The organism is uncultured Massilia sp., from assembly GCF_913773735.1.
Classification (GTDB): domain Bacteria; phylum Pseudomonadota; class Gammaproteobacteria; order Burkholderiales; family Burkholderiaceae_D; genus Telluria.
In genome coordinates, this window is record NZ_CAJYEB010000035.1 from 190725 (window position 1) to 212500 (window position 21776).

The following is a 21776-nucleotide window of genomic DNA, read 5'->3' on the forward strand; positions in this document are numbered from 1 at the left end:
CGGGCGCGGCAGTTTTCCGTCGTCGCAATTCAGGGGTAGAACATGCACCGTTACGTTACTCAGAAATTCGTCGTCCGCGCCTGCAGCGTCGCTGCGCTCGCGGCGCTCGCATCGGCAGCCTGGGCCGGTTCGGACGAGACCGTCGACGCCCGCACGGCGGCCGCCCGGTCCCTGTTCACGCCCGCGCATGCGATCAGCGCCGCCGCGCCCGCCGCGCAGGGGCAGCCGGGGTCGGTCCCGGCCGCGGACGCCGCTTACCTCGAGCAGCAGCGTGGTGGCACGGACACCCACAACGACATGAAGCTGGACGGCAACGTGGCGAACAACAGCGCGACCAACGTCGTCACCGGATCGAACACCATCGATTCCGGTTCGTTCGCCAACATGTCCGGGATTCCGGTGGTCATCCAGAACAGCGGCGCCAACGTCCTGATCCAGAACGCCACCATCATCAACCTGCAGTTCAAATGAAACCACGCGCACTGATCCTGCTGTGCGCACTCCTGGGCTCCGCCGCCTCGGCGGCGGACCTGTCGCTCGCCGGCAATGCCCGCTACAACGTGCCCGTGCACAGCCTGAAGGAACTCCGCTTCATTTCCACGATCCGCCAGCAGTACGACTTCAGCTGCGGCTCCGCCGCGCTGGCCACCCTGCTGAGCAATCACTACGGTTATCCGATCAGCGAGACCACCGCTTTCCAGTCGATGTGGGAACACGGCGACCGCGCCAAGATCCGCAAGGAAGGCTTTTCGCTGCTCGACATGCAGAAATACCTGGCCACCATCGGCTTCAAGTCCGACGGTTTCCGCCAGCCGCTGCAAAAACTGATCGACGCCAAGCTGCCGGCCATCGTGCTGGTGTCCGAGAAGGGCTACAACCACTTCGTCGTGGTCAAGGGGGCCGACGACGGCCGCGTCCTGATCGGCGACCCGTCCACCGGCACGCGCGCGATGACGCAGCAGCACTTCGAAGAGATCTGGCCGACGCGGCTGCTGTTCGTGATCCACGAATCGCCGACCCGGCCCCAGTTCAACCTGACGTCGGACTGGCGCGCCGCGCCGCGCGCGCCGCTGGCCGACGCCGTCAGTCGCATGGGCTTCGACCTTTCCAGCCTGCCGAAGTTCGGCCCCGGCGACTTCTAACAGGAGACAGCATGCGCCTACCCATCCGGATCGCCTGCGCCCTCGCCGGCGCCGCGATCGCCTGCCAGGGCCTGGCGGAACCGCAGGACGACCCGTTCGCCAGCGCCAACGCGGTCGCGCCGGGCGACCTCGACGCCTACCGCGGCGGCTTCACCACCGACACCGGCCTCGCCGTTTCGCTGGGCCTGGAACGCATCGTGACCATCAACGGCAACGTCGCCGACACCAGCCGCATCGACTTCGGCGACCTGGGCAGCCTGGCCGCCGGCCGCACGCACCTGTCGGCCGACGCGGCCACCCAGTTGCGCATCATCCAGAACGGCGGCGGCGCCGTCGGCGTCGATTTCGGCCCCTCCGCGCTGGGCGGGACCGTGATCCAGAACAGTCTGAACAACCAGCTCATCAATAATGCGACTATCATTAACGCCAGCGTCGAGGCGCGCGGCATGCTGCAGACGATGAACTTCCAGAACACCCTGTCGAACGCCTTGAATACCGCCGTCAGCGGACGGTGACGAACCATACGGAGAACAACAATATGCGAAGAATTCCAGCGCTGTACAGCGTGATCGGCGCAAGCGTAGCGCTCGCTTGCATCCCGGCAGGCGCCCAGTCCGGCCCCGACCTGCTGGAGCAGCTGAAAATCATGCGACAACAGCTGGAAGACCAGCGCGCACGCGTCGACGAGCTCGAGCGGCAACTGCGCGCCAGCGGCGTGAGCAACGCCGCCCCCGCCAGTGCCGGCCAGCTCGAGCGGCTGCGCGGCACCGGCCCGGCGCCGGTCCAGGCGAGCGCGCCGGCGACCACGGCCGCGCAGGCCGCCCCGCTGGACAACCTGCGCGGCGCCGGCGGCGCGCCGCAGCAGGGCCTGCCGGCGCCGGTCACCGGCAGCAGCGACACGCCGGCCCAGCAACCGGTCGTCGCCAGCCAGGGCGGCCCGGTCGGTCGCGCCCCCGAGCCCGGCCAGGGTGCGCGCACGCCCGAAGTGGCGCCGATCTTCGAGACGCCCGGCGTGCTGACCCCGCGCAACCGCCTCGTGTTCGAACCCTCGGTGCAGTACGGCTATTCGTCCAGCAACCGCGTCGCGCTGGTGGGCTATACCGTGATCCCGGCACTGCTGATCGGCCTGCTGGACGTGCGCGAAGTCAAGCGTAACACGACCACCGGCGCCGCCACCTTCCGCTACGGCGTCAGCAACCGCTTCGAGGTCGAGGGCAAGATTCCCTACGTGTACCGCAGCGACTCCACGGTCAGCCGCGAGATCTTCACCGGCACCGCCGCCGAGCGCGCGTTCGAGACCAGCGGCAAGGGCATCGGCGACATCGAACTGGGCTGGCGTTACCAGCTCAACGACGGCGGCATCGAGAAGCCCTACTACATCGCCGGCCTGCGCTTCAAGTCGCGCACTGGCCGCGACCCGTTCGAGGTCGTCACCGACTGCCAGACGCGCTGCCTGGGCCAGAACGTCACCGGTACCGGCCTGCCGCTGGACCTGCCGACCGGTTCCGGCTTCTACTCGCTGCAGCCGAGCGTGACCTGGCTGATGCCGTCCGATCCGGCGATCTTCTTCGGCACCTTCAGCTACACCCACAACTTCAAGCGCGGCAACGTCTACCGCACCGTGCTGAACGGCGAGCGCGAACTGCTGGGCGAGATCAAGCCCGGCGACGTGTTCGGCTTCAACATCGGCATGGGCCTGGCGCTGAACGAACGCGCCTCGTTCTCGATCGGCTACGACCACAGCTCGGTCGGCCGCATGAAGCAGAACGGCCAGATCATCCCCGGCTCGGTGCGCCTGCAGCTCGGCACCCTGCTGCTGGGCGGTTCCTACCGCATCAACAACAAGCGCACGCTGAACATCTCGGTGGGCGCCGGCCTGACCCGCGACACGCCGGACGTGACGCTGATGCTGCGCATGCCGTTCGCGTTCTGACGCCGTCCACGCGACCGGAAAAACAAAAGGGCCACCCTGCGGTGGCCCTTCCTGCTTGCGCCGTCCATGCGGCCATCCACGCGTCCCGCGCCGGCCGCATCGGCCCGGCCGGACGCCCTGCCCGGCCTCAGAGGTAATAGATGGCCGCCGCCAGCGCGACGATCAGGCCGACCTTGGTGGCCTTGTAGGCGGTCTTGTTCCAGGCCTTGTAGCGGCGGCGGTACTGGCCCATCACGTGGGAAATGCGGAACAGCTTGCTGACCAGGCCGATCTGGTCGCCGCTCTCGTTGGGCGAGGCCGCGGCCGTCATCATCGTGCGGCCCAGCCAGCGGTTGACGGCCTGCATCCAGCGGAAGCGCATCGGGCGCTCGACGTCGCAGAACAGGATCACGCGGTCGCTGTCGCTGGTGTTCTCGGCCCAGTGCAGGTAGGTTTCGTCGAAGATGACGCCCTGGCCGTCGCGCCAGCTGTGGCGTTCGCCGTCGACCTCGATGAAGCAGCGGTCGTCGTTCGGCGTGGCCAGGCCCAGGTGGTAGCGGATCGAGCCGGCGAACGGATCGCGGTGCAGGTTCAGCTTGGCGCCGGGCGGCAGTTCGGCGAACATCGCCGCCTTGACCGACGGGATTCCCTGCAGCAGCGCGTAGGTGCGCGGGCACAGGCGCTCGGCCGACGGGTGGCTGGCGTCGTACCACTTCAGGTAGAAGCGCTTCCAGCCGGTCTTGAAGAAGGAATTGAAGCCGGCGTCGTTGTTTTCCTCGGACGCCTTGATCTTCTTGAGCTCGATGAGCCGGAGCGCTTCCTCGCGGATGACCGGCCAGTTCTGCTGCAGCACGTCGAGCTCGGGGAATTCGCGCACGGGCAGGTACGGGGTGCTGGGCACCCGCGAGAACAGGTGCATGAAGATGTTGATTGGCGCCATGAACGACGAATGGTCGAACAGCTGGCGCCCGATCGGCAGACGGACCTTACCCCGGAAGTGGATGTGCAGGATGGAAAGGATAAGAAAACCGACGATTGCCCACTTCATTGTGCCTCCGGCGACCCGCCGCACCGCGGCAACGGTCAAATTGATCGAGGCAGAGAGGATACCATACGCGCCGCACGGCCGTATGCCGGCCGCCCCGTCGCCGGGGCCGCCGGCATGGGTGCGGCGGTTTGTCGTGCGGGCGCTACGACGCATGACGCGCCGCAGCAAAAACGCCCGTCAATGCATCGACGAGGTCACGGCATAGCCCTTCTCGGACAGCTGGCCGCCCAGGTTCTCGATCGCGTAGTCCTCGATCCGTTCGGCATGGTCGTCGACTTCGACGGCGCGGGCCTCGACTTCCCAGTCGGTGTTGGTGGCTTCTTCGGGGATGTTGCGGGTCTCGGGGACGGCGAGGTAGGAGAATTTGCCGTCGTGTTCGGCTCGGCGATAGATGTCCAGGCGCATTGTCAACTCCTTTCAAGGCATGGCTGTCGAATGAAAGCCATCAGTGGACCCACGATAGGCGAATGGACTGCGCACGTCTGTTAATCGCCGCACACTGCCGCCGTCGATCAGCGCCCGCCCAGCACGCGCGCCGGCAGCATCACGATGGCGCGCAGCAGCTCGAACACGGCCTCGATGCCGATCCCGAGCAGCCGGAACGGCAGCAACAGCAGCCACACCAGCGGATACAGGACGAGCGCCAGCAGCGCGATCGGCCAGCACAGGAACAGCAGCAACAGCCAGAGCAGGAAACCCAGCATCGTCGACTCCTCGCACATGGAACACAGGAGCCGTCAATGTAGTGCGGCGCCGGGCGCCGGGCAATGCGGATGCGACGAAAGGTCGCGCCGTGGGATGAACGGGGCGAAACGGGGGATGGGCGGTGCGGGCGGGACCCGCCGGCGCGGGGCGCCGGCGGTGGGGCGGATCGGGGTGGAGCGGCGGGTCAGGCGCAGGCCGTCTCGGCCGGCACTCGCGCGTCGTCCTCGAAGCGGGCCACGAGCTCGGCGCGCATCGTCGCTTCCAGCGACGGGATCGAACCGCCCGCGCGGTAGGCGAACGAGACCTGCACGATGTCGCCGGCCTGCACGTCCAGCGGCTGCGCCAGCGGCAGCGCCATGTAGTGGTTCAGCCAGTCGATCGTGGTGCCGCGTTCCTCGACGATCGACAGCACGTTCTTGGTGATGAAGCGCAGCGCGTTCAGGCGGCCGCCCTTCTCGACCAGGAAGCGGCCTTCCCAGGCGATGTCCATGCCGACCGGCTGGTTGAAGTCGAGGATGGCGTACACGCCGGGCGCGGCCAGCTCGGTCGTGCCGGGATGGATCACGTTGGTCGGCTGGAACTGCACGATCGGTGCATGGAAGCCTTCGAAATCGTATTCCTGCTGCAGCGGCTGGGCCGCCATGATCACGGCTTCCGGCAGGAATACCGGCAGCGGGCCGCCGAAGCGGGCCAGGTAGCGGCGCTTGAACGACTCGATCATCTCGACCTGCTTCTCGCGCAGCATGCCGACGTGGATCATCTCGCAGATCACGACGTCGACCGGTTCCGGCGGCAGGTACTGGAAGGCGTCGGCGTGGATCACGTCGACGCGGTCGCCGTTCCGGTTCAGCGCCAGGAACTTGCGCGCCTCGCGCACCATGTCCGGGTTGAACTCGACGCAATAGACCTTGGACGCCTGCTGCGCCGCGAAGAACGACAGCACGCCGGTGCCGCCGCCCAGTTCCAGCACCCTGGCGCCCGGCTTGACGGCGTAGTGGATCGCCGCCTTGAAGCTGTGCATGCGGTTTTCGTCCATCAGCATATTGTGATGGTAGTGGACCGGGATGAATTGGCCGAGGTAGCAGCTCTCGATTTCGCGTTCGTTCAGCATGTTATTCCTTGTAGTGTGCCCTGCGATCTCGCCGGCGCCGTGGTTATGTTCACGGATAAATTATCTACAGGAAATAGCTAGAACGATGCGTGGAGGTAACGGGGGTTTACGGGTCAATTCCCCGCTTCGCCCCACCACGCGATTCAACGCAGCGCCGCGGCAATGCTCCGGTGATCGGCCCGCTCGGCGATCCGGGCGGCATCCAGGCCTTCGGCGTTCTTGCGGCGCCGGTCGGCGCCCTTCCCGGCCAGGAACACGGCGCATTCCTCGCGGCCTTCGCGCGCGGCCATCATCAGGGGCGTGTAGGCGCCGCTGGCCTTGGGTGACACGGCGTCGATGCGCGCCCCGCGCTGCAGGAGCAGCCCGGCGATGCCGACGTCGCCGGCCGCCGCGGCGTAGTGCAGCGGCGTCCAGCCTTCGCGGTTCACGGCTGCGCCCTTGGCCAGCAAGGCGTCGACGGCCGGGCGGTTGCCCTTGAACGCGGCCATCATGAGGGCCGTGTTGCCGTTCATGGCGGGGGCGTCGACGCGGATGCCCGGCGCCGCCAGCAGCACGTCCAGCACCTGCATCGACCCTTCGCGCACGGCCAGCACCAGCGCCGGTTCGCCGGCGCGGCTGGTGCCGTTCGGATCGACGCCGCGCCCGAGCAGCGACTTGACGGAACGCGCATCGTCCATCTCGACGGCGCGGAAGAAATCGACGGCGTCGTCGGCAACCGCAAGGGCAGCGACGCCGGACAGTGCATAGGTCGCGCCGGCGGCCGCCAGCGTGGCGAGGAAGGTGCGGCGTGTCGTCATGTCAGCTCCTGGCGGCCTTGAACAGGTCGAAGAAATTCGCGCTGGTGCGCTCGGCCACCTCGCGCAGCGGGATGTCCTTGAGCGTGGCGATGTATTCGGCCACGTGGGCCACGTAGCCCGGCTCGTTCATCTTGCCGCGGTAGGGCACCGGCGCCAGGTAGGGCGAATCCGTCTCGACCAGGATGCGCTCCAGCGGCAGCGCCCGCGCCACCGCCTGCAGGTCCCTGGCGCTCTTGAACGTGACGATGCCCGAGAACGAGATGTAGAAGCCCATCTCGATGGCGGCCTGCGCCACCTCGAGCGACTCGGTGAAGCAGTGCATCACGCCGGCGGCGCCGCCCTGGTCGGTGCCGGCGCCCTCTTCCCGCATGATGCGGATGGTGTCGGCGCTGGCCGACCGCGTGTGGATGATCAGCGGCTTGCCCGTAGCGCGCGAGGCGCGGATGTGGGTGCGGAAGCGCTCGCGCTGCCATTCGAGGTCGCCTTCCAGGCGGAAGTAGTCCAGGCCGGTCTCGCCGATGGCGACCACCTTCGGGTGGTCGGCCAGTTGCACCAGCTGCTCCACGGTGGGCTCGGGCGTGTCCTCGTAGTCGGGATGCACGCCGACCGAGGCGTAGATGTGCGGGTACTGCTCGGCCAGTGCGAGCACGCCGGGAAAGTCGGGCAGGTCGACCGACACGCACAGCGCATGCGTGACCTTGTTCTCGGCCATTTTTGCAAGCACGTCGGGCATGCGCGCGGCCAGCTCGGGGAAATTGATGTGGCAGTGGGAATCGATGTACATGCCGGCATTGTACGCGAGGCCGGAACATGGTGGGCACGCGGTGCCCGCCACGCCCGCCCGTCAGTCCACCCGCTTGCCCAGGATGACCAGGTCGCGCTCGACCCCGTCGAGGTTGGCCACGCGCGGGAAATGCGCCCAGGTATCGAAGCCGTACTTGCGGAACAGCGCCAGGCTCGGCGCATTGTGGCCGAAGATGAAGCCCAGCAGCGTATGCACGTTCACGTTCGGCGCGAACGCCATCGCCTGTTCCAGGCAGTAACGGCCGATGCCCTTGCCGCGCCAGCGCTCGGCGATGTAGATCGACAGCTCGGCGGTGCCGGCATAGGCCGGGCGGCCGTAGAAGTTGGAGTAGGACAGCCAGCCGATCACTTCCGGCTGCGCCGACCGGTCGTCGGCGGCGTGGATCACCCACAGCGGACGGCGCTCGGGCGCGTGGTCGTGGAACCAGGCTTCGCGCGAGGCGACCGTGACCGGCTCGGTGTCGGCCGTGACCTCGCGCGAGGCGATGGTGGAATTGTAGATGTCGACGATGGCGGGCAGGTCGTCGAGGCTGGCAAGGCGGTGTACGTAGGACGGCATGGTGGAACGGCGGTGGTGGGAATGTTTTTCGTGACGCGTCACGGCGTCGGCTACAGGGTATGCGTGGCGCGCGAGGAGCGCAGCGCGGCGCCCAGGATGTCCTCGATGCGCTGGCGGGCGCGCTGGCCGGTCTCGTCGGCCGGGAAGTGCACGCCGATGCCCTGCGCCTTGTTGTTGTTGGCGCCGGCCGGCGTGATCCACGCGACCTTGCCGGCGATCGGGTACTTGTTCGGGTCGTCCATCAGCGACAGGATCAGGTAGATCTCGTCGCCGATGCGGTATGGCTTGCTGGTCGGAACGAACATGCCGCCGTTCTTGAGGAACGGCATGTAGGCCGCGTACAGCGCCGCCTTTTCCTTGATGGCGAGCGACAGCACGGACGGGCGCGGCGGCTGGGCGGCGTTCGGGTCGGTGGGCAGGCCATTCATGGGCGTTCCTTTCGGGCTCAGTTGTGGGCGCAGTTATGGGTGTCGTTGCGGGCTCCGTTGCAGGCTCGGTTGCCGGCACGGTTGCCAGTCTTCCTACGGCATTTCCTGCGGATCCTTGTGCAGCGTGGCGTCAAGCGCAGCAGGCCGCATAGTCGAGCAGCATGTCTTCGACGAACAGCTTGGGCGACAGCGGATGGTCGGCGATCGCGCGGCGTTCGTTGGCCGACTTGATCGCGCGCATCAGGCCCGCCGTCGACACGCGCCCGGCCAGCGCCGCCAGCTCGCGCCGGTAACGGGGATAATACCGGATCGTGCCGGACAGCTTGTACGAAAACACATCATACAGCCACCGTTGCTGCCAGGCGACCAGCGCCGCCAGCGGCGCCTTGCTGAGCCGCTCGGCCGCGCGCAGCGCCGTGTCGACGGCGGGCAGGGCCAGCACCTGCAGCAGCGCGTCGAGTTCCTCGCGGCTGCCCGTCTCGGCCTGGGCCAGCGCCGCCAGCGGCGCGCCGCCCTGCTCGCGCAGCCAGCCGTCGGCATCCTGCACGCCCTGCTCTTGCAGCCAGGCCAGCGCCGCGGCGTGGTCCGGCAGGGCCAGCGCGAACTTGCGGCAGCGCGACAGGATCGTCGGGAGCAGGCGGTCCAGGCTGTTCGAGGCCAGCAGGAACACCGTGCCGGGCGGCGGCTCTTCCAGCGTCTTGAGCAGCGCGTTGGACGCCGGCATGTTCAGCGCCTCGGCCGGATACAGCACCACCACGCGCAGGCCCTGGCGGTGCGTCGAGATGTTCATGAAATCGGCCAGCGCGCGCACCTGCTCGATCTTGATGTCCTTCGAGGCGGTCTTCGACTTCGCCTTCTTGTCGTCGCCACCCGCCTCGTCGCCCTCGGCCGCCGGCGCCTCGTCCTCGAGCGCCTCGGGGCGCACGCGCCGGTAGTCGGGATGGTTGCCCTGGGCGAACCAGCCGCAGGACGCGCATTCGCCGCAGGCATGCCCGTCCGGGCGCACGTTCTCGCACAGCAGCGACTGCGCGAACGCCTCGATGAAATCGGCCTTGCCGATCCCGGCCGGGCCGTGGAACAGGAGGGCGTGCGGCAGGCGCGCGCGCATGGGCTGCAGTTGCGCCCACGCCTGCTGCTGCCAAGGATAGATCTTCACAACCATTTCTCCAGTGCGGCACGGAGGTCGGCGCGGACGTCGTCGATCGACCCGGTCGAATCGATCACCACGATCCGGCCGGGACACGCGGCGGCGCGGCGCAGGTATTCGGCGCGGCAGCGCCCGAAGAAGTCCGCTTCCTCCTGCTCGAACTTGTCCAGCGTGCGGGTGGCGTCCAGGCGCGCGCGCGCCACGTCCAGCGGCACGTCGAACAGGAGGGTCAGGTCGGGCTGCAGGTGCGGGTGCACCCATGCCTCCAGCGCGTCCAGGCGCGCGCGGTCCATGCCGCGTCCGCCGCCCTGGTAGGCGAAGCTGGCGTCGGTGAAGCGGTCCGACAGCACCCAGTCGCCGCGCGCGATGGCCGGCTCGATCACCTGCGCCAGGTGCTCGCGGCGGCTGGCGAACATCAGCAGCGCCTCGGTGTCGAGGTGCATGCGCTCGTGCAGCAGCAGGTCGCGCAGCTTCTCGCCCAGCGGCGTGCCGCCCGGCTCGCGGGTCGACACCACGGTCAGGCCGGCGCCCTCGAGCAGGGCCGTGACGTAGCCGATGTGGGTCGACTTGCCGGCGCCGTCGATACCCTCGAAGGTGATGAAGCGGCCGCGCGCGGCGCTCATTTCGGCACCCCGTTCGCGGCGCCGCCGGCCGCGCCGTTGCCGCCGCGCTGGTACTGGTTGACCGCGCGATTGTGTTCGTCCAGGTTTTCCGAGAAGTGGCTGGTGCCGTCGCCGCGCGAGACGAAGTACAGCGCCTCGGTCCTGGCCGGCGCCAGCGCGGCCGCCAGCGATTCCACGCCGGGCAGCGCGATCGGGGTCGGCGGCAGGCCGGCGCGCGTGTAGGTGTTGTACGGGGTGTCGGTCTCCAGGTCCTTCTTGCGGATCTTGCCCTGGTATTTGTCGCCCATGCCGTAGATGACGGTGGGATCGGTCTGCAGCAGCATGCCGGTGCGCAGGCGGTTCACGAACACGCCGGCGATCATCCCGCGCTCGTTCTTCTTGCCGGTTTCCTTCTCGATCAGCGACGCCATGATCAGCGCCTGGTAGGGCTCCGTGTACGGCAGGCCGGTCTCGCGCTTGTCCCAGGCGGCCTTGAGCCGCTTGACCATGGCCTCGTGCGCCTGCTTGTACACATCGAGGTCGCTGGTGCCCTTGGCGAACAGATAGGTATCCGGAAAGAACAGGCCCTCGGGCGCCTTGTAGTCGCTGGTGACCTTGGCCAGCAGTTCCTGGTCCGACAGCTTCGCGGTGTCGTGCTTCAGGTTGGGCGCAGCGTCGACGACCTGGCGCATCTGGCGGAAGGTCCAGCCTTCGATGACGGTCAGCGAGTCCTGGGCGAACTCGCCGCGCACCAGCTTGCTCAGCAGGCGCTGCGGCGAGGTGGACGGGTCGAGCTCGTAGCTGCCGGCCTTGAGGCGGCCGGCCTGGCCGGTGACGCGCGCGAGCATCCCGAACAGGAAGGGATTGACGGGAACGCCCGCCGACACCATCTGCTGGGCCGCGCTGCCGACGCCGCTGCCGGAAGCGATCGCGAAGGGAATCGCCGGGCCTTCCGTCGTGATGGGCCGGCTGGCCCACCACTGGAAACCGGCGACGGCCGCGACTGACACGATCGCGCCCGTGACGATGAGTTTTTTAATCAGTGCCATGTGGAGGAGAGGTTTTGCACCGTGCCCGGCGCGATTTTGTCGACAACTCTATAATGAGGCCGTAATCATAATGCCGTTAAAGCATAAATCGGAAACAAATTCGCGGAAATATTCGTAGACCATGAATGACTGGATCGCCTCCCTGGCGCCGCTCGGCGCCCGCTTCCACCCCGACCGGGCCGACGAGATCGAGGATTTCGGCCGCGTGCTGGACGCCGCCGACCTGGCCGGGGGCTTCGTCGCCACCGTCACCGACCTCGGCCTGATCGCGGTCGCCGGCGACGATGCCGCCGGCTTCCTGCACAACCAGCTGACCAACGACGTCGAGCACCTGGGCACCGCCGAGGCGCGCCTGGCCGGCTACTGCACGCCCAAGGGCCGCCTGCAGGCCACCTTCCTGATGTGGCGCGACCGCGAAGCCATCTTCCTGCAGCTGCCGCGCGCCATCCAGGCCCCGCTGCAGAAGCGGCTGACGATGTTCGTGCTGCGCGCCAAGGCGAAGCTGCGCGACGCCACCGGAGAACCGGAGCGCGTGGCCGTGCTGGGCCTGGGCGGCGAGCGCGCCGGCGCGGCCCTGCGCGGCGCCGGCATCGAGGCGCTGCCGGCCGCGCCGTACGCGCGCGTCGAGGGCGACTTCGGCACCGTGATCCGCCTGGCCGACGCGTTCGGCGCGCCGCGCTGGCTGTGGCTGACGTCGGCCGCGACGGCCGGCGCCGCCCTGCCCGCCCTGCGCGCCACGCTGGCCCTGGGCGGCAATGCGGCCTGGCAGCTGGCCGCCATCCACGCCGGCATCCCCCAGGTGACCCAGCCCACGCAGGAACAGTTCGTGCCGCAGATGGTCAACTACGAACTCGTCGGCGGCGTGAACTTCAAGAAGGGCTGCTATCCGGGCCAGGAGATCGTCGCGCGCAGCCAGTACCTGGGCAAGCTGAAACGCCGCATGGCCCTGGCCACGCTGGACGACGCCGCCGCGCGTCCCGGCGACGAGGTGTTCGCGGCCGGCGACCCGGACCAGCCCTGCGGCATGGTCGTCAACGCCGCGCCGAACGGCGCCGGCGGGGCCGACGTGCTGGTCGAGATCAAGCTGGCCGCGCTCGACGGCGAGGTGCGCCACGGTACGGCCGGCGGCACGCTGCTGCGTTTCGCGCCGCTGCCGTATGCGCTGGACGCCCCGGACGCGCCGGGCGGGACGGCGGCGTGAGCGCGGGCCGATGGCAACCGTCATGACGGACACGACCCGCCTTCCCGGCCGCTACGACCTGTACGTCTACTACAAGGTGCGCGCCGGCGCCGCCGCGGCGCTCGCGCCGCGCGTGCGCGCGCTGCAGGCGGCGCTGGCCGGCGACCACGGCGTGGCCTGCCAGCTCAAGCGCCGGCCGGAGACCCGCGACGGCCTGCAGACCTGGATGGAAATCTATCCGGACGTCGACGACGACTTTGCCGCCGCGCTCGACGCGGCGGCGGCGCGCGCGGATCTCGCGGCCCTGATCGAAGGACCGCGCCGCGCCGAAGTGTTTATGGACCTCATACCATGTGCCTGATCGTGTTCGCATGGCGCGTGATCCCGGGCATCCCGGCGGTCGTCGTCGCCAACCGGGATGAATTCTACGACCGCCCGGCCACCCCCGCCGCGCCATGGCCGGACGCGCCGAACATCGTGGCCGGCCGCGACCTGCAGGGCGGCGGCAGCTGGATGGGCGTGACGCGCGAGGGCCCGCGCGGTCCGAAGTTCGCGGCGCTGACGAATATCCGCGCGCCGGGCGACTTCCGCGCGGACGCGCCCACGCGCGGGGCCCTGGTCGCCGACTTCCTCAAGGGCGAGCTGGACGCCCCGGCCTACCTGGCGCGCATCGCGCCGACGGCCGGCGCCTACAATGGCTTCAACCTGATCCTGGGCGACCGCGACGGCCTGTACTGGTTCTCGAACCGCGCCGGCGACGACCCGCGCAACGGCCAGCCGCTGGCACCGGGCATCTATGGCGTGTCGAACGGCTTGCTGGACGCGCCCTGGCCGAAGGTGCTGCGCACCAAGGCGGCCTTCGCCAGCCTGCTGCTGCAGGGGGCGCCCGAGGAAGCCTATTTCGAGATGCTGGCCGACACCACGCGCGCGCCGGACATGCGCCTGCCCCACACCGGCGTGCCGATCGACCTGGAACGGCAGCTGTCCGCCGTCTGCATCGAGATCCCGGGCTACGGCACGCGCACGTCCACCGTCGTCAAGCTCTACGAGCAGGGCGAACCCGAACTGCACGAGCGCATCCTCCAGCCGCACGGGGCGATGGCCACGCAGGACGCGGCGGGCTGACCGGGCCTGCTCACCAAGTCTGTTCACCACATTCCGCGAAACCCGGGCAGCGCCGCGTAGGGATCGGGCGGCGCGGCGTCGCCGTCGGCGCCCGCCGGCGCCGGCGCGGTCCCGTGCACGTGGAACCGCCCGGCGCGGATCGCGTCGAAGGCCAGCTGCGCCATCTCGGTCGGACGCAGGCCGGCCTGCGCCAGCTCGCGCTCCAGCAGCGTCCGCGCCGCCTTCTGGCTGCGGGTCGGCGGGCCATCGTTGTCGAGGTCCTGCGGGCGGTGGCGCCAGGAGCGTGCGAAATCGGTCCGCATCCGTTCCGGCAGCAGCACCGACGCGCCGATCGGCGCGCCGGCCAGGCGCAGGTCGTGGTACAGCGTCTCGGACAGCGCCACCAGGCCGCGCTCGGCCACGTTGTACGCGCCCATCGCGGGCGCCACGGCCAGCCCGGCCGTCGATGCCGTGTTGACGATGTGACCTTCGTAGGCGGGATCGCGCGCGGCGCAGGCCAGCATCAGCGGCGTGAACAGGCGCACGCCATGGATCGCGCCCCACAGGTTCACGCCCAGCACCCATTCCCAGTCGGCTTCCGTGTGTTCCCACACCAGTCCGCCGGCGACGACGCCGGCATTGTTGAACACCAGGTGCACCGCGCCGAACCGGATCATGGCGGCATCCGCCAGTTCCTCCACGTGGGCGCACTTGCGCACGTCGCAGACCATCGACAGCACCTCGGCGCCGCCCGCCTGCAGGTCCGCCGTGGCGCGCTCCAGCGCGTCGCCGTCGATGTCGCCCAGCACCAGCTTCATGCCCAGCGATGCGGCGACATTCGCCAGTTCGCGCCCCAGGCCGTCGGCCGCGCCGGTGATGACGGCGATCCGTCCCTCGAAATGCTTCATCGTGTCCTCCCTGCCCCGGCGTGCGCGGCCGGCCGTGTCAGATCTCGTAGTCCATGCACTGGCGCGCCTCGCGGATCGCGCCGATGAACGGCACCAGCGCCTTGTGCGCCGGATGCTGGGCATAGGCGTCGAGCGCCGCCCTGTCGTCGAATTCCGAATACAGCACGACGTCGTAGGTGGCTTCCAGGCCCGGCTGGGCGATCACGACTTCGAAGGCATGCATGCCCGGGACGATGCCCTTGCATGCATCGAGGCGGCGTTTCATCTCGGCGGCATTGGCGGCCCGGTCGGCGCCTTCGGCGTGATCCTTCAGTTTCCACATGACGATGTGCTTGAGCATGGTGTTCCTTGTGTTGTGCTGGATGGGAATGACGGCAGTGTACTGCCTTAGCCTATTATAAGAGCGAGGAATCGCGCGTGCGGTCGGTGCGGGGCGACCCGTGCGCCTGGTGGCTGGGGTCGGGTTGGTTGGTCTTTTTTGTCGGTTAGTTGCATAATTATTCCGTGATCCGCGCGTCGTGTCATCCGCTCGATTACGTTCCCGCGCACGCTTGACGGTTGTCGTCGGTTAGTTGCAAGATGATGCCTCGATCCGACCTCGTCACGCCGCCATGACCACACCGCCTTCGCTGTCCGCCTGGGACGCCCGCCCCGCCGAGGAATTCGCCGACTTCGTCGTCACCGCCGCCTTCGTGGAGACGTCGAGCCGCCAGCGCGGCGCCGTCTCCCTGCCGATCTCGCCGGAATCCGCCGCCGTCTACCGTTTCATGTTCGGCAAGTTCGCCGCCTGGATGCTGGAGCGCGGCCTGCGCATGTCGACGGTGTCCTCGTCCGACTTGAAGGCCTTCGTCCTGCTGTCGACCCGCGGCAAGCGCGACCTGAACAGCAAGATCGCCTACCGCTACCTGCGCCTGCTCGAACGCGTGTTCGCCTACCTGGGGCGCGATCCGAATCCGGCGCGCCAGGCCATCGTCGCCTCCGATCGCGACCTGATGACGCAGGACGCGCCGATGACGGCCCTGGATGCCGGGCAGTTGCAGCGCTTCCTGGCCGCCCTGCCCGCCGCGCGCGCCGAGGAGCGCGCTTCCGGCGCCAACTGGAAGCGCCGGCGCGACCGCGCGATGCAGGTGGTGATGGCGCTGTCCGGGCTGCGCGTGGCGGAGGCGATCGGGCTGCTGGTCGACGAGGTCGGGCGCCAGGCCGACGTCGACGGTGCCATCGAACTGTCGATCACGCCCGAGGCCAAGCACCGCACCAGCTACGAGCACAGCGTGGTGCTGCCCGCGCTCGGCGTCGCCGAACTGTTCGACTGGCTGAAGGAGCGCGCCGACCTCGGCATCCCCGGCAGCCTGGCTTTCCCCGCCAACATGGACGGCGAGCCGCTGCACAAGGCCACCGTCTACCGCCAGGTGCGCGCCACCTTCCAGCGCGCCGGCATCCCCGCCGCGCACGCCGGCGGACGCACGCTGCGCAACACCTTCGCCTTCCAGCAACTACAGCAAGGCACGCCCCAGGACGCGCTGACGACGGCGCTGGGCCTGGCGCTGGAGCGCTCGACCGAAGCCTACCGGCACGCGCGCGTCCGCCCGGCACAGGAAGACGCCGGCGACGCCCCACAGGCGCCGCCCCCCGAGACACCGTGAACTCTAGAATTCGGGGTCAGACCCCGGTTTGATCGGCGTCAAAGCGACGTGGCCGGCGCGAGGCGCGGGGCGGTCGGTGGATGGCGGGAAGTCGAGAATTCGGGGTCAGACCCCGGTTTGATCGACGTCAAAGCGACGTGGCCGGCGCAAGGCGCTGGGCGGTCGGCGGATGGCGGGAAGTCGAGAATTCGGGCTCTGACCCCGGTTTGAGGTGGCGCAGAAGTGAGTGGTTTGGCGCTTGGGTTCATGCGCTGCGGATGCGTGTTGGCTCATCCGCATGGTTGTCAGTTTCGTGTCAGCTTGGCGCAAGCATCGCGTAAGGTTGGCGGTGCAGAGTCCCTGTCATAGCCGGTGTCAATATCGGCTATTCGGAAGAAATATAACCACATCCACGGAGACTACAATGGCTATCACACCCGGCATGGCAGCGGGCGGCGGCAAATCGGTGCCGTCCAGCGCTGGAATGACGAAGGAAGAGCGCAAGGTCATCTTCGCCTCGTCGCTAGGCACCGTCTTTGAATGGTATGACTTCTACCTGTACGGCTCGCTGGCAGCCGTGATCGCCAAGCAATTCTTCATCGGCGATCCGACCACCTCCTTCATCTTCGCCCTGCTCGCGTTCGCCGCCGGCTTCATCGTGCGGCCGTTCGGCGCGCTGGTGTTTGGGCGGCTGGGCGACATGATCGGCCGCAAGTACACCTTCCTCGTCACCATCCTGATCATGGGCGGCTCGACCTTCGTCGTCGGCCTGCTGCCCGGCTACGCGTCGATCGGCATCGCCGCGCCGATCATCCTCGTCACGCTGCGCATCCTGCAGGGCCTGGCCCTGGGCGGCGAGTACGGCGGCGCCGCCACCTACGTGGCCGAGCACGCGCCGGACGGCAAGCGCGGCTTCTTCACCTCCTGGATCCAGACCACCGCCACGCTGGGCCTGTTCCTGTCGCTGCTGGTCATCCTGGGCGTGCGCAGCTCGATGGATACCGAATCCTTCGACGCCTGGGGCTGGCGCATCCCGTTCCTCGTCTCCGTGCTGCTGCTGGCCATCTCGGTGTGGATCCGCATGTCGATGAACGAGTCGCCCGCCTTCGCCAAGATGAAGGCCGAGGGCAAGACCTCGAAGGCGCCGCTGTCGGAAGCCTTCCTGACCTGGAAGAACGGCAAGATCGCCCTGCTGGCCCTGGTCGGCATCGTGATGGGCCAGGCCGTCGTCTGGTACACGGGCCAGTTCTACGCGCTGTTCTTCCTCACGCAGACGCTGAAGATCGACAACGCCACCGCCAACATCCTGCTGGCGGTCGCGCTGGCCCTGGCCACGCCCTTCTTCATCGTCTTCGGCGCGCTGTCGGACCGGATCGGCCGCAAGTACATCATCCTGGGCGGCTGCCTGGTCGCGGCGCTGAGCTACATGCCGATCTTCAAGGGCATCACCCACTACGGCAACCCGGCCCTGGAAGCCGCCATCGCCAACTCGCCGGTCGTCGTGGTCGCCGATCCGGCCTCCTGCCACTTCCAGTTCAACGCCACCGGCACCAAGAAATTCCCGTCGTCCTGCGACATCGCCACCAGCCAGCTGACGGCGGCCTCGGTCAGCTACACGCGCCAGGACGCGCCCGCCGGCACCGTCGCCAGCATCAAGGTCGGCGACAAGGTCTACCCGTCGTTCAACGCGACCATGACGCCGGACGGCCTGAACTTCGACAAGGCCAGCAAGGACCGCGAGGCCGCGCTCAAGAAAGACCTGGGCGCCGCGCTGAAGGACGCCGGCTACCCGGCCAAGGCCGACACGGCCCAGATCAACAAGCCGATGCTGGTGCTGCTGCTGTTCGTGCTGGTGCTGTTCGTGACCATGGTCTACGGCCCGGTGGCGGCGATGCTGGTCGAGATGTTCCCGACCCGCATCCGCTACACCTCGATGTCCCTGCCCTACCACATCGGCAACGGCTGGTTCGGCGGCCTGCTGCCGACCACCTCGTTCGCGCTGGTGGCGGCCAACGGCGACATCTACTACGGCCTGTGGTATCCGATCGTGATCGCGCTGGCGACCGTGGTGATCGGCACGCTGTTCGTGCGCGAGACCAAGGACAACGATATCTACGCGGCGGATTGACGGCGCGCGCCGGCCTGGCGCGCAGGGGTCGGAGCCCGCTTGCCGTTCGCGGACTCCGACCCGGCGGTCGCCGCAGCCGCGCACCAGCCGCCGCCCCTGCCCGCGACCCGCGACCCGCTGCCCACCGCCCGCCGCCCGCCGCTCACTCGACTTCCCGCACCACCCCGACCGGCCCCTCCGCGGCGCCCCAGGCCCGCATCCGCCAGGCCGCCCACGCGGTCAGCAGCGCCCCGACCACCAGCACCAGCCGCGTATCGATGAGCGTCAGCACCGCGCCGGCCGCCGCCATCAGGATGTTCGCCAGGCAGAACGTCGTCGACAGCAGTCCCATCACCGCGCCCTGGCCGTGGCCGCCGAACCGGTCCGCCGCCCAGGTCTGCACGACCGCGTTGTAGAAGGCGTGCGGCAGGCTGAAGGCCATGATGCCCACCAGGCCGATCCACAACTTGCCCACGCCCAGCGAGCCGATGGCCAGCGCCACCGCGCAGGCCAGCCAGGCCGCGCGCCGCATCGGCGCGATCCGGCTGCCGCGGCCGGCGAACAGCGCGGCGAAGGTCATCAGGCCGCACATGCCGACGTTGACCAGGGCGATGGCGCGCGTGTCGTAGCGGCCGATCTCCACCAGCCACAGCGGATAGAACTCGTAGAACGCCGTGACGCCGCAGGTGTACGCCAGCTGCACGCCGAACAGCGCGCGCAGGCCGTCGTGGCGCAGCAGGTTGAAGGCGTGGCGCTCGCGCGCCACGTGCCACCACGACGGCCCCGCCGTGCGCGGCTGGCGTTCCAGCGCGATCCACACCAGCGCGGCGCCCAGCAGCAGCGCGCCGGCCGCGATGTAGAACGGCACGCCGACCCCGAAGGCGACCGTGAAGCCGGCCAGCAGCGGACCGACCAGCCAGCCCAGGTGCAGCGCGCCGTTCAGCCAGGACATCGCGTGGTTGCGGATCGGGCCCTGCAGGCGCTCGGCCAGCATCGCGCGCACGATGGCGCTCTGGCCCTCGAGCAGCCCGGTGCCGAAGCGCGCCAGCAGGAACAGCGGATACGACCGGCTCGTCAGCGCCCAGGCCGACAGCACGTGGCCGAGCGCGGCGCCGGCCGCCGTCAGCAGCAGCAGCGGGCGGCGCCCGTAGCGGTCCGACAGCGACCCGAGCACCGCGGTGCCGAGCAGCAGGCCGACGGGATTGACCATCAGCGCCACGGCGAACAGCAGCTTGGGCGGCAGCCCCATGAACCTGGTCAGGCCGTCCGGCGCGCCCTGCACGAACAGCGGCGGCAGGATCGGATAAGGCAGCGACGCGCCGGTGGTGGACAGGAGTCCGAGCAGGCAGGCGGTCGCGATCAGCAGGGCGTTCTTGGCGTTCGACATGACAAGTTTTAGGGGCTCAGGGTGGGCAGCGCTGCCCGGCCCACGGCGATGCGCATCAAGCGTCGAACCGCTTGCCCTGCGCCGCGAGCAGCGCCAGCAGCGGCGCCGGCCGCCACGCCTCGCCATGGTAGCCGCTCGCGAAGCGCTCGATCGCCGCCAGCACGGCCGGCAGGCCCACGGTGTCGGCGTGGAACATCGGCCCGCCACGAACCAGCGGGAACCCGTAGCCGGCCAGGTACACCATGTCGATGTCCGACGCCCGCAGCGCGATCCCCTCCTCCAGGATCCGGGCGCCCTCGTTCACCAGCGCGTACACGAGCCGCTCGACGATCTCCTCGTCCGCGATCGCGCGCCGCGCGATGCCCAGGTCGGCCGAATGGCGCACCACCATCTCGTCGACCAGGGCGGACGGCTGCGGCGTACGCTCGCCCGCGCGGTAGTCGTACCAGCCGGCGCCGGTCTTCTGGCCGAAGCGGCCCAGCTCGCACAACAGGTCCGCCGTGCGCGAATACGCCATGCCGGGCTGCTGGGCGGCGCGGCGCTTGCGGATCGCCCAGCCGATGTCGTTACCGGCCAGGTCGGCCATGCGGAACGGCCCCATCGCGAACCCGAACGCCTCGATGGCGCGGTCCACCTGGGCCGGCAGCGCGCCCTCGTCGAGCAGGAAGCCGGCCTGGCGCAGGTACTGCTCGATCATGCGGTTGCCGATGAAGCCGTCGCACACGCCGGCCACCACGCCCGTCTTCCTGAGCTTTTTCGCCAGCGCCAGCGCCGTCGCCAGCACGTCCGGCGCGGTCGCCGCGCCGCGCACGATCTCCAGCAGCTTCATCACGTTGGCGGGGCTGAAGAAATGCAGGCCGATCACGTCCTGCGGCCGCGCGGTGCACGCGGCGATGCGGTCCAGGTCCAGCGTCGACGTGTTCGACGCCAGGATCGCGCCCGGCTTCATCACGGCATCGAGCCGGCGGAACACCGACGCCTTCACCTCCATGTCCTCGAACACCGCCTCGACGACGAGGTCGGCGTGGGCGATGGCGGCCAGGTCCAGCGTGCCGCCGACCAGCGCCAGGCGCTGCTCCAGCTGCGCCGCCGTGATGCGGCCCCTGGCGAGCGCGCCCTCGTAGTTCCTGCGGACGGTCGCCAGGCCCTTGTCGAGGGCCGCCTGCGCCGTCTCCACCAGCGTGACCGGGATGCCGGCGTCGGCGAAGGCCGTCGCGATGCCGGCGCCCATCGTGCCGGCGCCGACGACGGCCGCCGCCGCCACCGGGCGCACCGGCGTATCTGCCGGCAGGCCGGGGACCTTGGCGGCCGCGCGCTCGGCAAAGAAGGCGTGGCGCAGCGCCTTCGACGCGGTCGTCGTCGTCAAGTGCAGGAAGCGTTCGCGCTCGAACTTCAGGCCGTCCTCGAACGGCATCTCGACCGCGGCGGCCACGGCCTCCACGCAGGCCGGCGGCGCCGGGAACGGTCCCGCCTCCTGCGCGACCCGCGCGCGCGCGGCGGCCAGGAAGGCGGCGGGATCGGGATGCGCGACGGCCAGGTCGCGCACCTGCGGCAGCGGACGGCGCGCGGCCACCGCCTCGGCGAAGGCGACGGCCCCCGCGACCGGGTCGCTGCCGGCCGGCAGCAGCGCGTCGAACAGCGGCGTGCCGGCCAGCTTTTCGGACGGCACCGGCTTGCCCGTGACGATCATGTCCAGCGCCGTCTCCAGTCCGAGCACGCGCGGCAGGCGCTGGGTGCCGCCGGCGCCCGGCAGCAGGCCCAGCTTGACTTCCGGCAGCGCGATCTGCGCGCCCGGCAGCGCCACGCGGTAGTGCGCCCCCAGCGCCAGTTCCAGGCCGCCGCCCATGCAGACGCCGTGGATCGCGGCCACGACGGGCTTGGGCGACGCTTCCACGGCGCGGATCAGGGTGTGCAGCGTCGGTTCGGCGAGCGCCTTGGGCGAATTGAATTCGCGGATGTCGGCGCCGCCCGAGAACGCCTTGCCGGCGCCGGTGATGACGATGGCGACGACACCGTCGTCGGCGGCGGCGCGGCGCAGGCCATCGACCGCGGCGCTGCGGGTCGCGAGGCCGAGGCCGTTGACCGGCGGGTTGTTCAGCGTGATGACGGCGACGCGGTCCTGGACGTGGTAGTCGGCGCTCATGGGTCTCCTTCGTTGTCGGTG

24 protein-coding genes are annotated in these 21776 nt (G+C 69.3%); 9 read left to right on the forward strand and 15 right to left on the reverse strand.

Annotated features, from left to right (window positions below; translation table 11 throughout):
* The first annotated feature begins 42 nt into the window (after positions 1 to 42).
* Genes QZ749_RS18195 through QZ749_RS18210 form a run of 4 tightly spaced genes read left to right on the forward strand, consistent with a single transcriptional unit; the run spans position 43 to position 3075 of the window.
* Entirely contained in the window at positions 43 to 471 is a 429-nt protein-coding gene (locus QZ749_RS18195) for a hypothetical protein (protein WP_296949616.1), read from the forward strand.
* The gene (locus QZ749_RS18200; protein WP_296949618.1) at positions 468 to 1142 is read left to right on the forward strand and encodes a C39 family peptidase; all 675 of its coding nucleotides are present in this window, start codon (positions 468 to 470) and stop codon (positions 1140 to 1142) included. The genes QZ749_RS18195 and QZ749_RS18200 overlap by 4 nt, the downstream gene beginning before the upstream one ends.
* Before the next feature lie 11 nt (positions 1143 to 1153).
* Positions 1154 to 1657, forward strand: coding sequence for a hypothetical protein (locus QZ749_RS18205; RefSeq protein WP_296949621.1), 504 nt, complete (start codon positions 1154 to 1156; stop codon positions 1655 to 1657).
* 23 nt (positions 1658 to 1680) lie between these two features.
* Positions 1681 to 3075: an acetate kinase gene (locus tag QZ749_RS18210; protein ID WP_296949622.1), complete on the forward strand. Its 1395-nt coding sequence runs from the start codon at positions 1681 to 1683 to the stop codon at positions 3073 to 3075.
* A 127-nt stretch (positions 3076 to 3202) separates the two neighbouring features.
* On the opposite strand, the gene lpxO is transcribed toward QZ749_RS18210, so the two are convergent.
* From lpxO to mltG, 11 genes are all read right to left on the reverse strand, one after another.
* Positions 3203 to 4102 (reverse strand): lipid A hydroxylase LpxO, encoded by a 900-nt coding sequence (gene lpxO, locus QZ749_RS18215; RefSeq protein WP_296949623.1) that lies wholly within the window; start codon positions 4100 to 4102, stop codon positions 3203 to 3205.
* A 177-nt stretch (positions 4103 to 4279) separates the two neighbouring features.
* Positions 4280 to 4507, reverse strand: coding sequence for a DUF6139 family protein (locus QZ749_RS18220; RefSeq protein WP_296949625.1), 228 nt, complete (start codon positions 4505 to 4507; stop codon positions 4280 to 4282).
* 107 nt (positions 4508 to 4614) lie between these two features.
* Complete coding sequence (locus tag QZ749_RS18225) at positions 4615 to 4806, reverse strand: hypothetical protein (protein ID WP_296949627.1); 192 nt, start codon at positions 4804 to 4806, stop codon at positions 4615 to 4617.
* Positions 4807 to 4991: 185 nt separating this feature from the next.
* Positions 4992 to 5918, reverse strand: coding sequence for a methyltransferase domain-containing protein (locus QZ749_RS18230; protein ID WP_296949629.1), 927 nt, complete (start codon positions 5916 to 5918; stop codon positions 4992 to 4994).
* 143 nt (positions 5919 to 6061) lie between these two features.
* Positions 6062 to 6715: an ankyrin repeat domain-containing protein gene (locus QZ749_RS18235; RefSeq protein ID WP_296949631.1), complete on the reverse strand. Its 654-nt coding sequence runs from the start codon at positions 6713 to 6715 to the stop codon at positions 6062 to 6064.
* A 1-nt stretch (position 6716) separates the two neighbouring features.
* Positions 6717 to 7499 (reverse strand): TatD family hydrolase, encoded by a 783-nt coding sequence (locus tag QZ749_RS18240; RefSeq protein ID WP_296949632.1) that lies wholly within the window; start codon positions 7497 to 7499, stop codon positions 6717 to 6719.
* Positions 7500 to 7559: 60 nt separating this feature from the next.
* Positions 7560 to 8078, reverse strand: coding sequence for a GNAT family N-acetyltransferase (locus QZ749_RS18245; RefSeq protein WP_296949634.1), 519 nt, complete (start codon positions 8076 to 8078; stop codon positions 7560 to 7562).
* Between the two features lie 50 nt (positions 8079 to 8128).
* Positions 8129 to 8506 carry a PilZ domain-containing protein gene (locus QZ749_RS18250; RefSeq protein ID WP_296949637.1) on the reverse strand — a complete coding sequence of 126 codons (378 nt, stop codon included), beginning with the start codon at positions 8504 to 8506 and terminating at the stop codon, positions 8129 to 8131.
* Positions 8507 to 8636: 130 nt separating this feature from the next.
* A complete protein-coding gene (locus QZ749_RS18255; RefSeq protein ID WP_296949639.1) occupies positions 8637 to 9668 on the reverse strand; it encodes a DNA polymerase III subunit delta' in 1032 nt (343 codons plus the stop codon).
* Positions 9659 to 10276, reverse strand: coding sequence for a dTMP kinase (gene tmk, locus QZ749_RS18260; RefSeq protein WP_296949640.1), 618 nt, complete (start codon positions 10274 to 10276; stop codon positions 9659 to 9661). Before tmk ends, QZ749_RS18255 begins: the two co-directional genes overlap by 10 nt.
* Positions 10273 to 11304, reverse strand: a complete 1032-nt coding sequence (mltG, locus tag QZ749_RS18265) for an endolytic transglycosylase MltG (RefSeq protein WP_296949642.1) — start codon at positions 11302 to 11304, stop codon at positions 10273 to 10275. The genes tmk and mltG overlap by 4 nt, the downstream gene beginning before the upstream one ends.
* Positions 11305 to 11425: 121 nt before the next feature.
* Here mltG and QZ749_RS18270 point away from each other — a divergent pair, with 121 nt between their 5' ends.
* From QZ749_RS18270 to QZ749_RS18280, 3 genes are read left to right on the forward strand one after another with little or no spacing between them, the layout of a single operon-like run.
* Positions 11426 to 12505, forward strand: coding sequence for a folate-binding protein YgfZ (locus tag QZ749_RS18270; protein ID WP_296949644.1), 1080 nt, complete (start codon positions 11426 to 11428; stop codon positions 12503 to 12505).
* 22 nt (positions 12506 to 12527) lie between these two features.
* A complete protein-coding gene (locus QZ749_RS18275; protein ID WP_296949646.1) occupies positions 12528 to 12845 on the forward strand; it encodes a DUF4936 family protein in 318 nt (105 codons plus the stop codon).
* Entirely contained in the window at positions 12836 to 13609 is a 774-nt protein-coding gene (locus QZ749_RS18280; RefSeq protein ID WP_296949648.1) for an NRDE family protein, read from the forward strand. Before QZ749_RS18275 ends, QZ749_RS18280 begins: the two co-directional genes overlap by 10 nt.
* Before the next feature lie 23 nt (positions 13610 to 13632).
* Here QZ749_RS18280 and QZ749_RS18285 read toward each other — a convergent pair whose 3' ends face one another.
* Positions 13633 to 14496 carry an SDR family NAD(P)-dependent oxidoreductase gene (locus tag QZ749_RS18285; protein WP_296949650.1) on the reverse strand — a complete coding sequence of 288 codons (864 nt, stop codon included), beginning with the start codon at positions 14494 to 14496 and terminating at the stop codon, positions 13633 to 13635.
* Between the two features lie 37 nt (positions 14497 to 14533).
* The gene (locus tag QZ749_RS18290) at positions 14534 to 14836 is read right to left on the reverse strand and encodes a Dabb family protein (RefSeq protein ID WP_296949652.1); all 303 of its coding nucleotides are present in this window, start codon (positions 14834 to 14836) and stop codon (positions 14534 to 14536) included.
* A 271-nt stretch (positions 14837 to 15107) separates the two neighbouring features.
* Here QZ749_RS18290 and xerC point away from each other — a divergent pair, with 271 nt between their 5' ends.
* Positions 15108 to 16139, forward strand: coding sequence for a tyrosine recombinase XerC (gene xerC, locus QZ749_RS18295; RefSeq protein WP_296949654.1), 1032 nt, complete (start codon positions 15108 to 15110; stop codon positions 16137 to 16139).
* Between the two features lie 403 nt (positions 16140 to 16542).
* Positions 16543 to 18246 carry an MFS transporter gene (locus tag QZ749_RS18300; protein ID WP_296949656.1) on the forward strand — a complete coding sequence of 568 codons (1704 nt, stop codon included), beginning with the start codon at positions 16543 to 16545 and terminating at the stop codon, positions 18244 to 18246.
* A 142-nt stretch (positions 18247 to 18388) separates the two neighbouring features.
* Here QZ749_RS18300 and QZ749_RS18305 read toward each other — a convergent pair whose 3' ends face one another.
* Positions 18389 to 19612, reverse strand: a complete 1224-nt coding sequence (locus QZ749_RS18305; protein ID WP_296949658.1) for an MFS transporter — start codon at positions 19610 to 19612, stop codon at positions 18389 to 18391.
* Positions 19613 to 19667: 55 nt separating this feature from the next.
* Complete coding sequence (locus QZ749_RS18310) at positions 19668 to 21755, reverse strand: 3-hydroxyacyl-CoA dehydrogenase NAD-binding domain-containing protein (protein WP_296949660.1); 2088 nt, start codon at positions 21753 to 21755, stop codon at positions 19668 to 19670.
* Between the last annotated feature and the right edge of the window lie 21 nt (positions 21756 to 21776).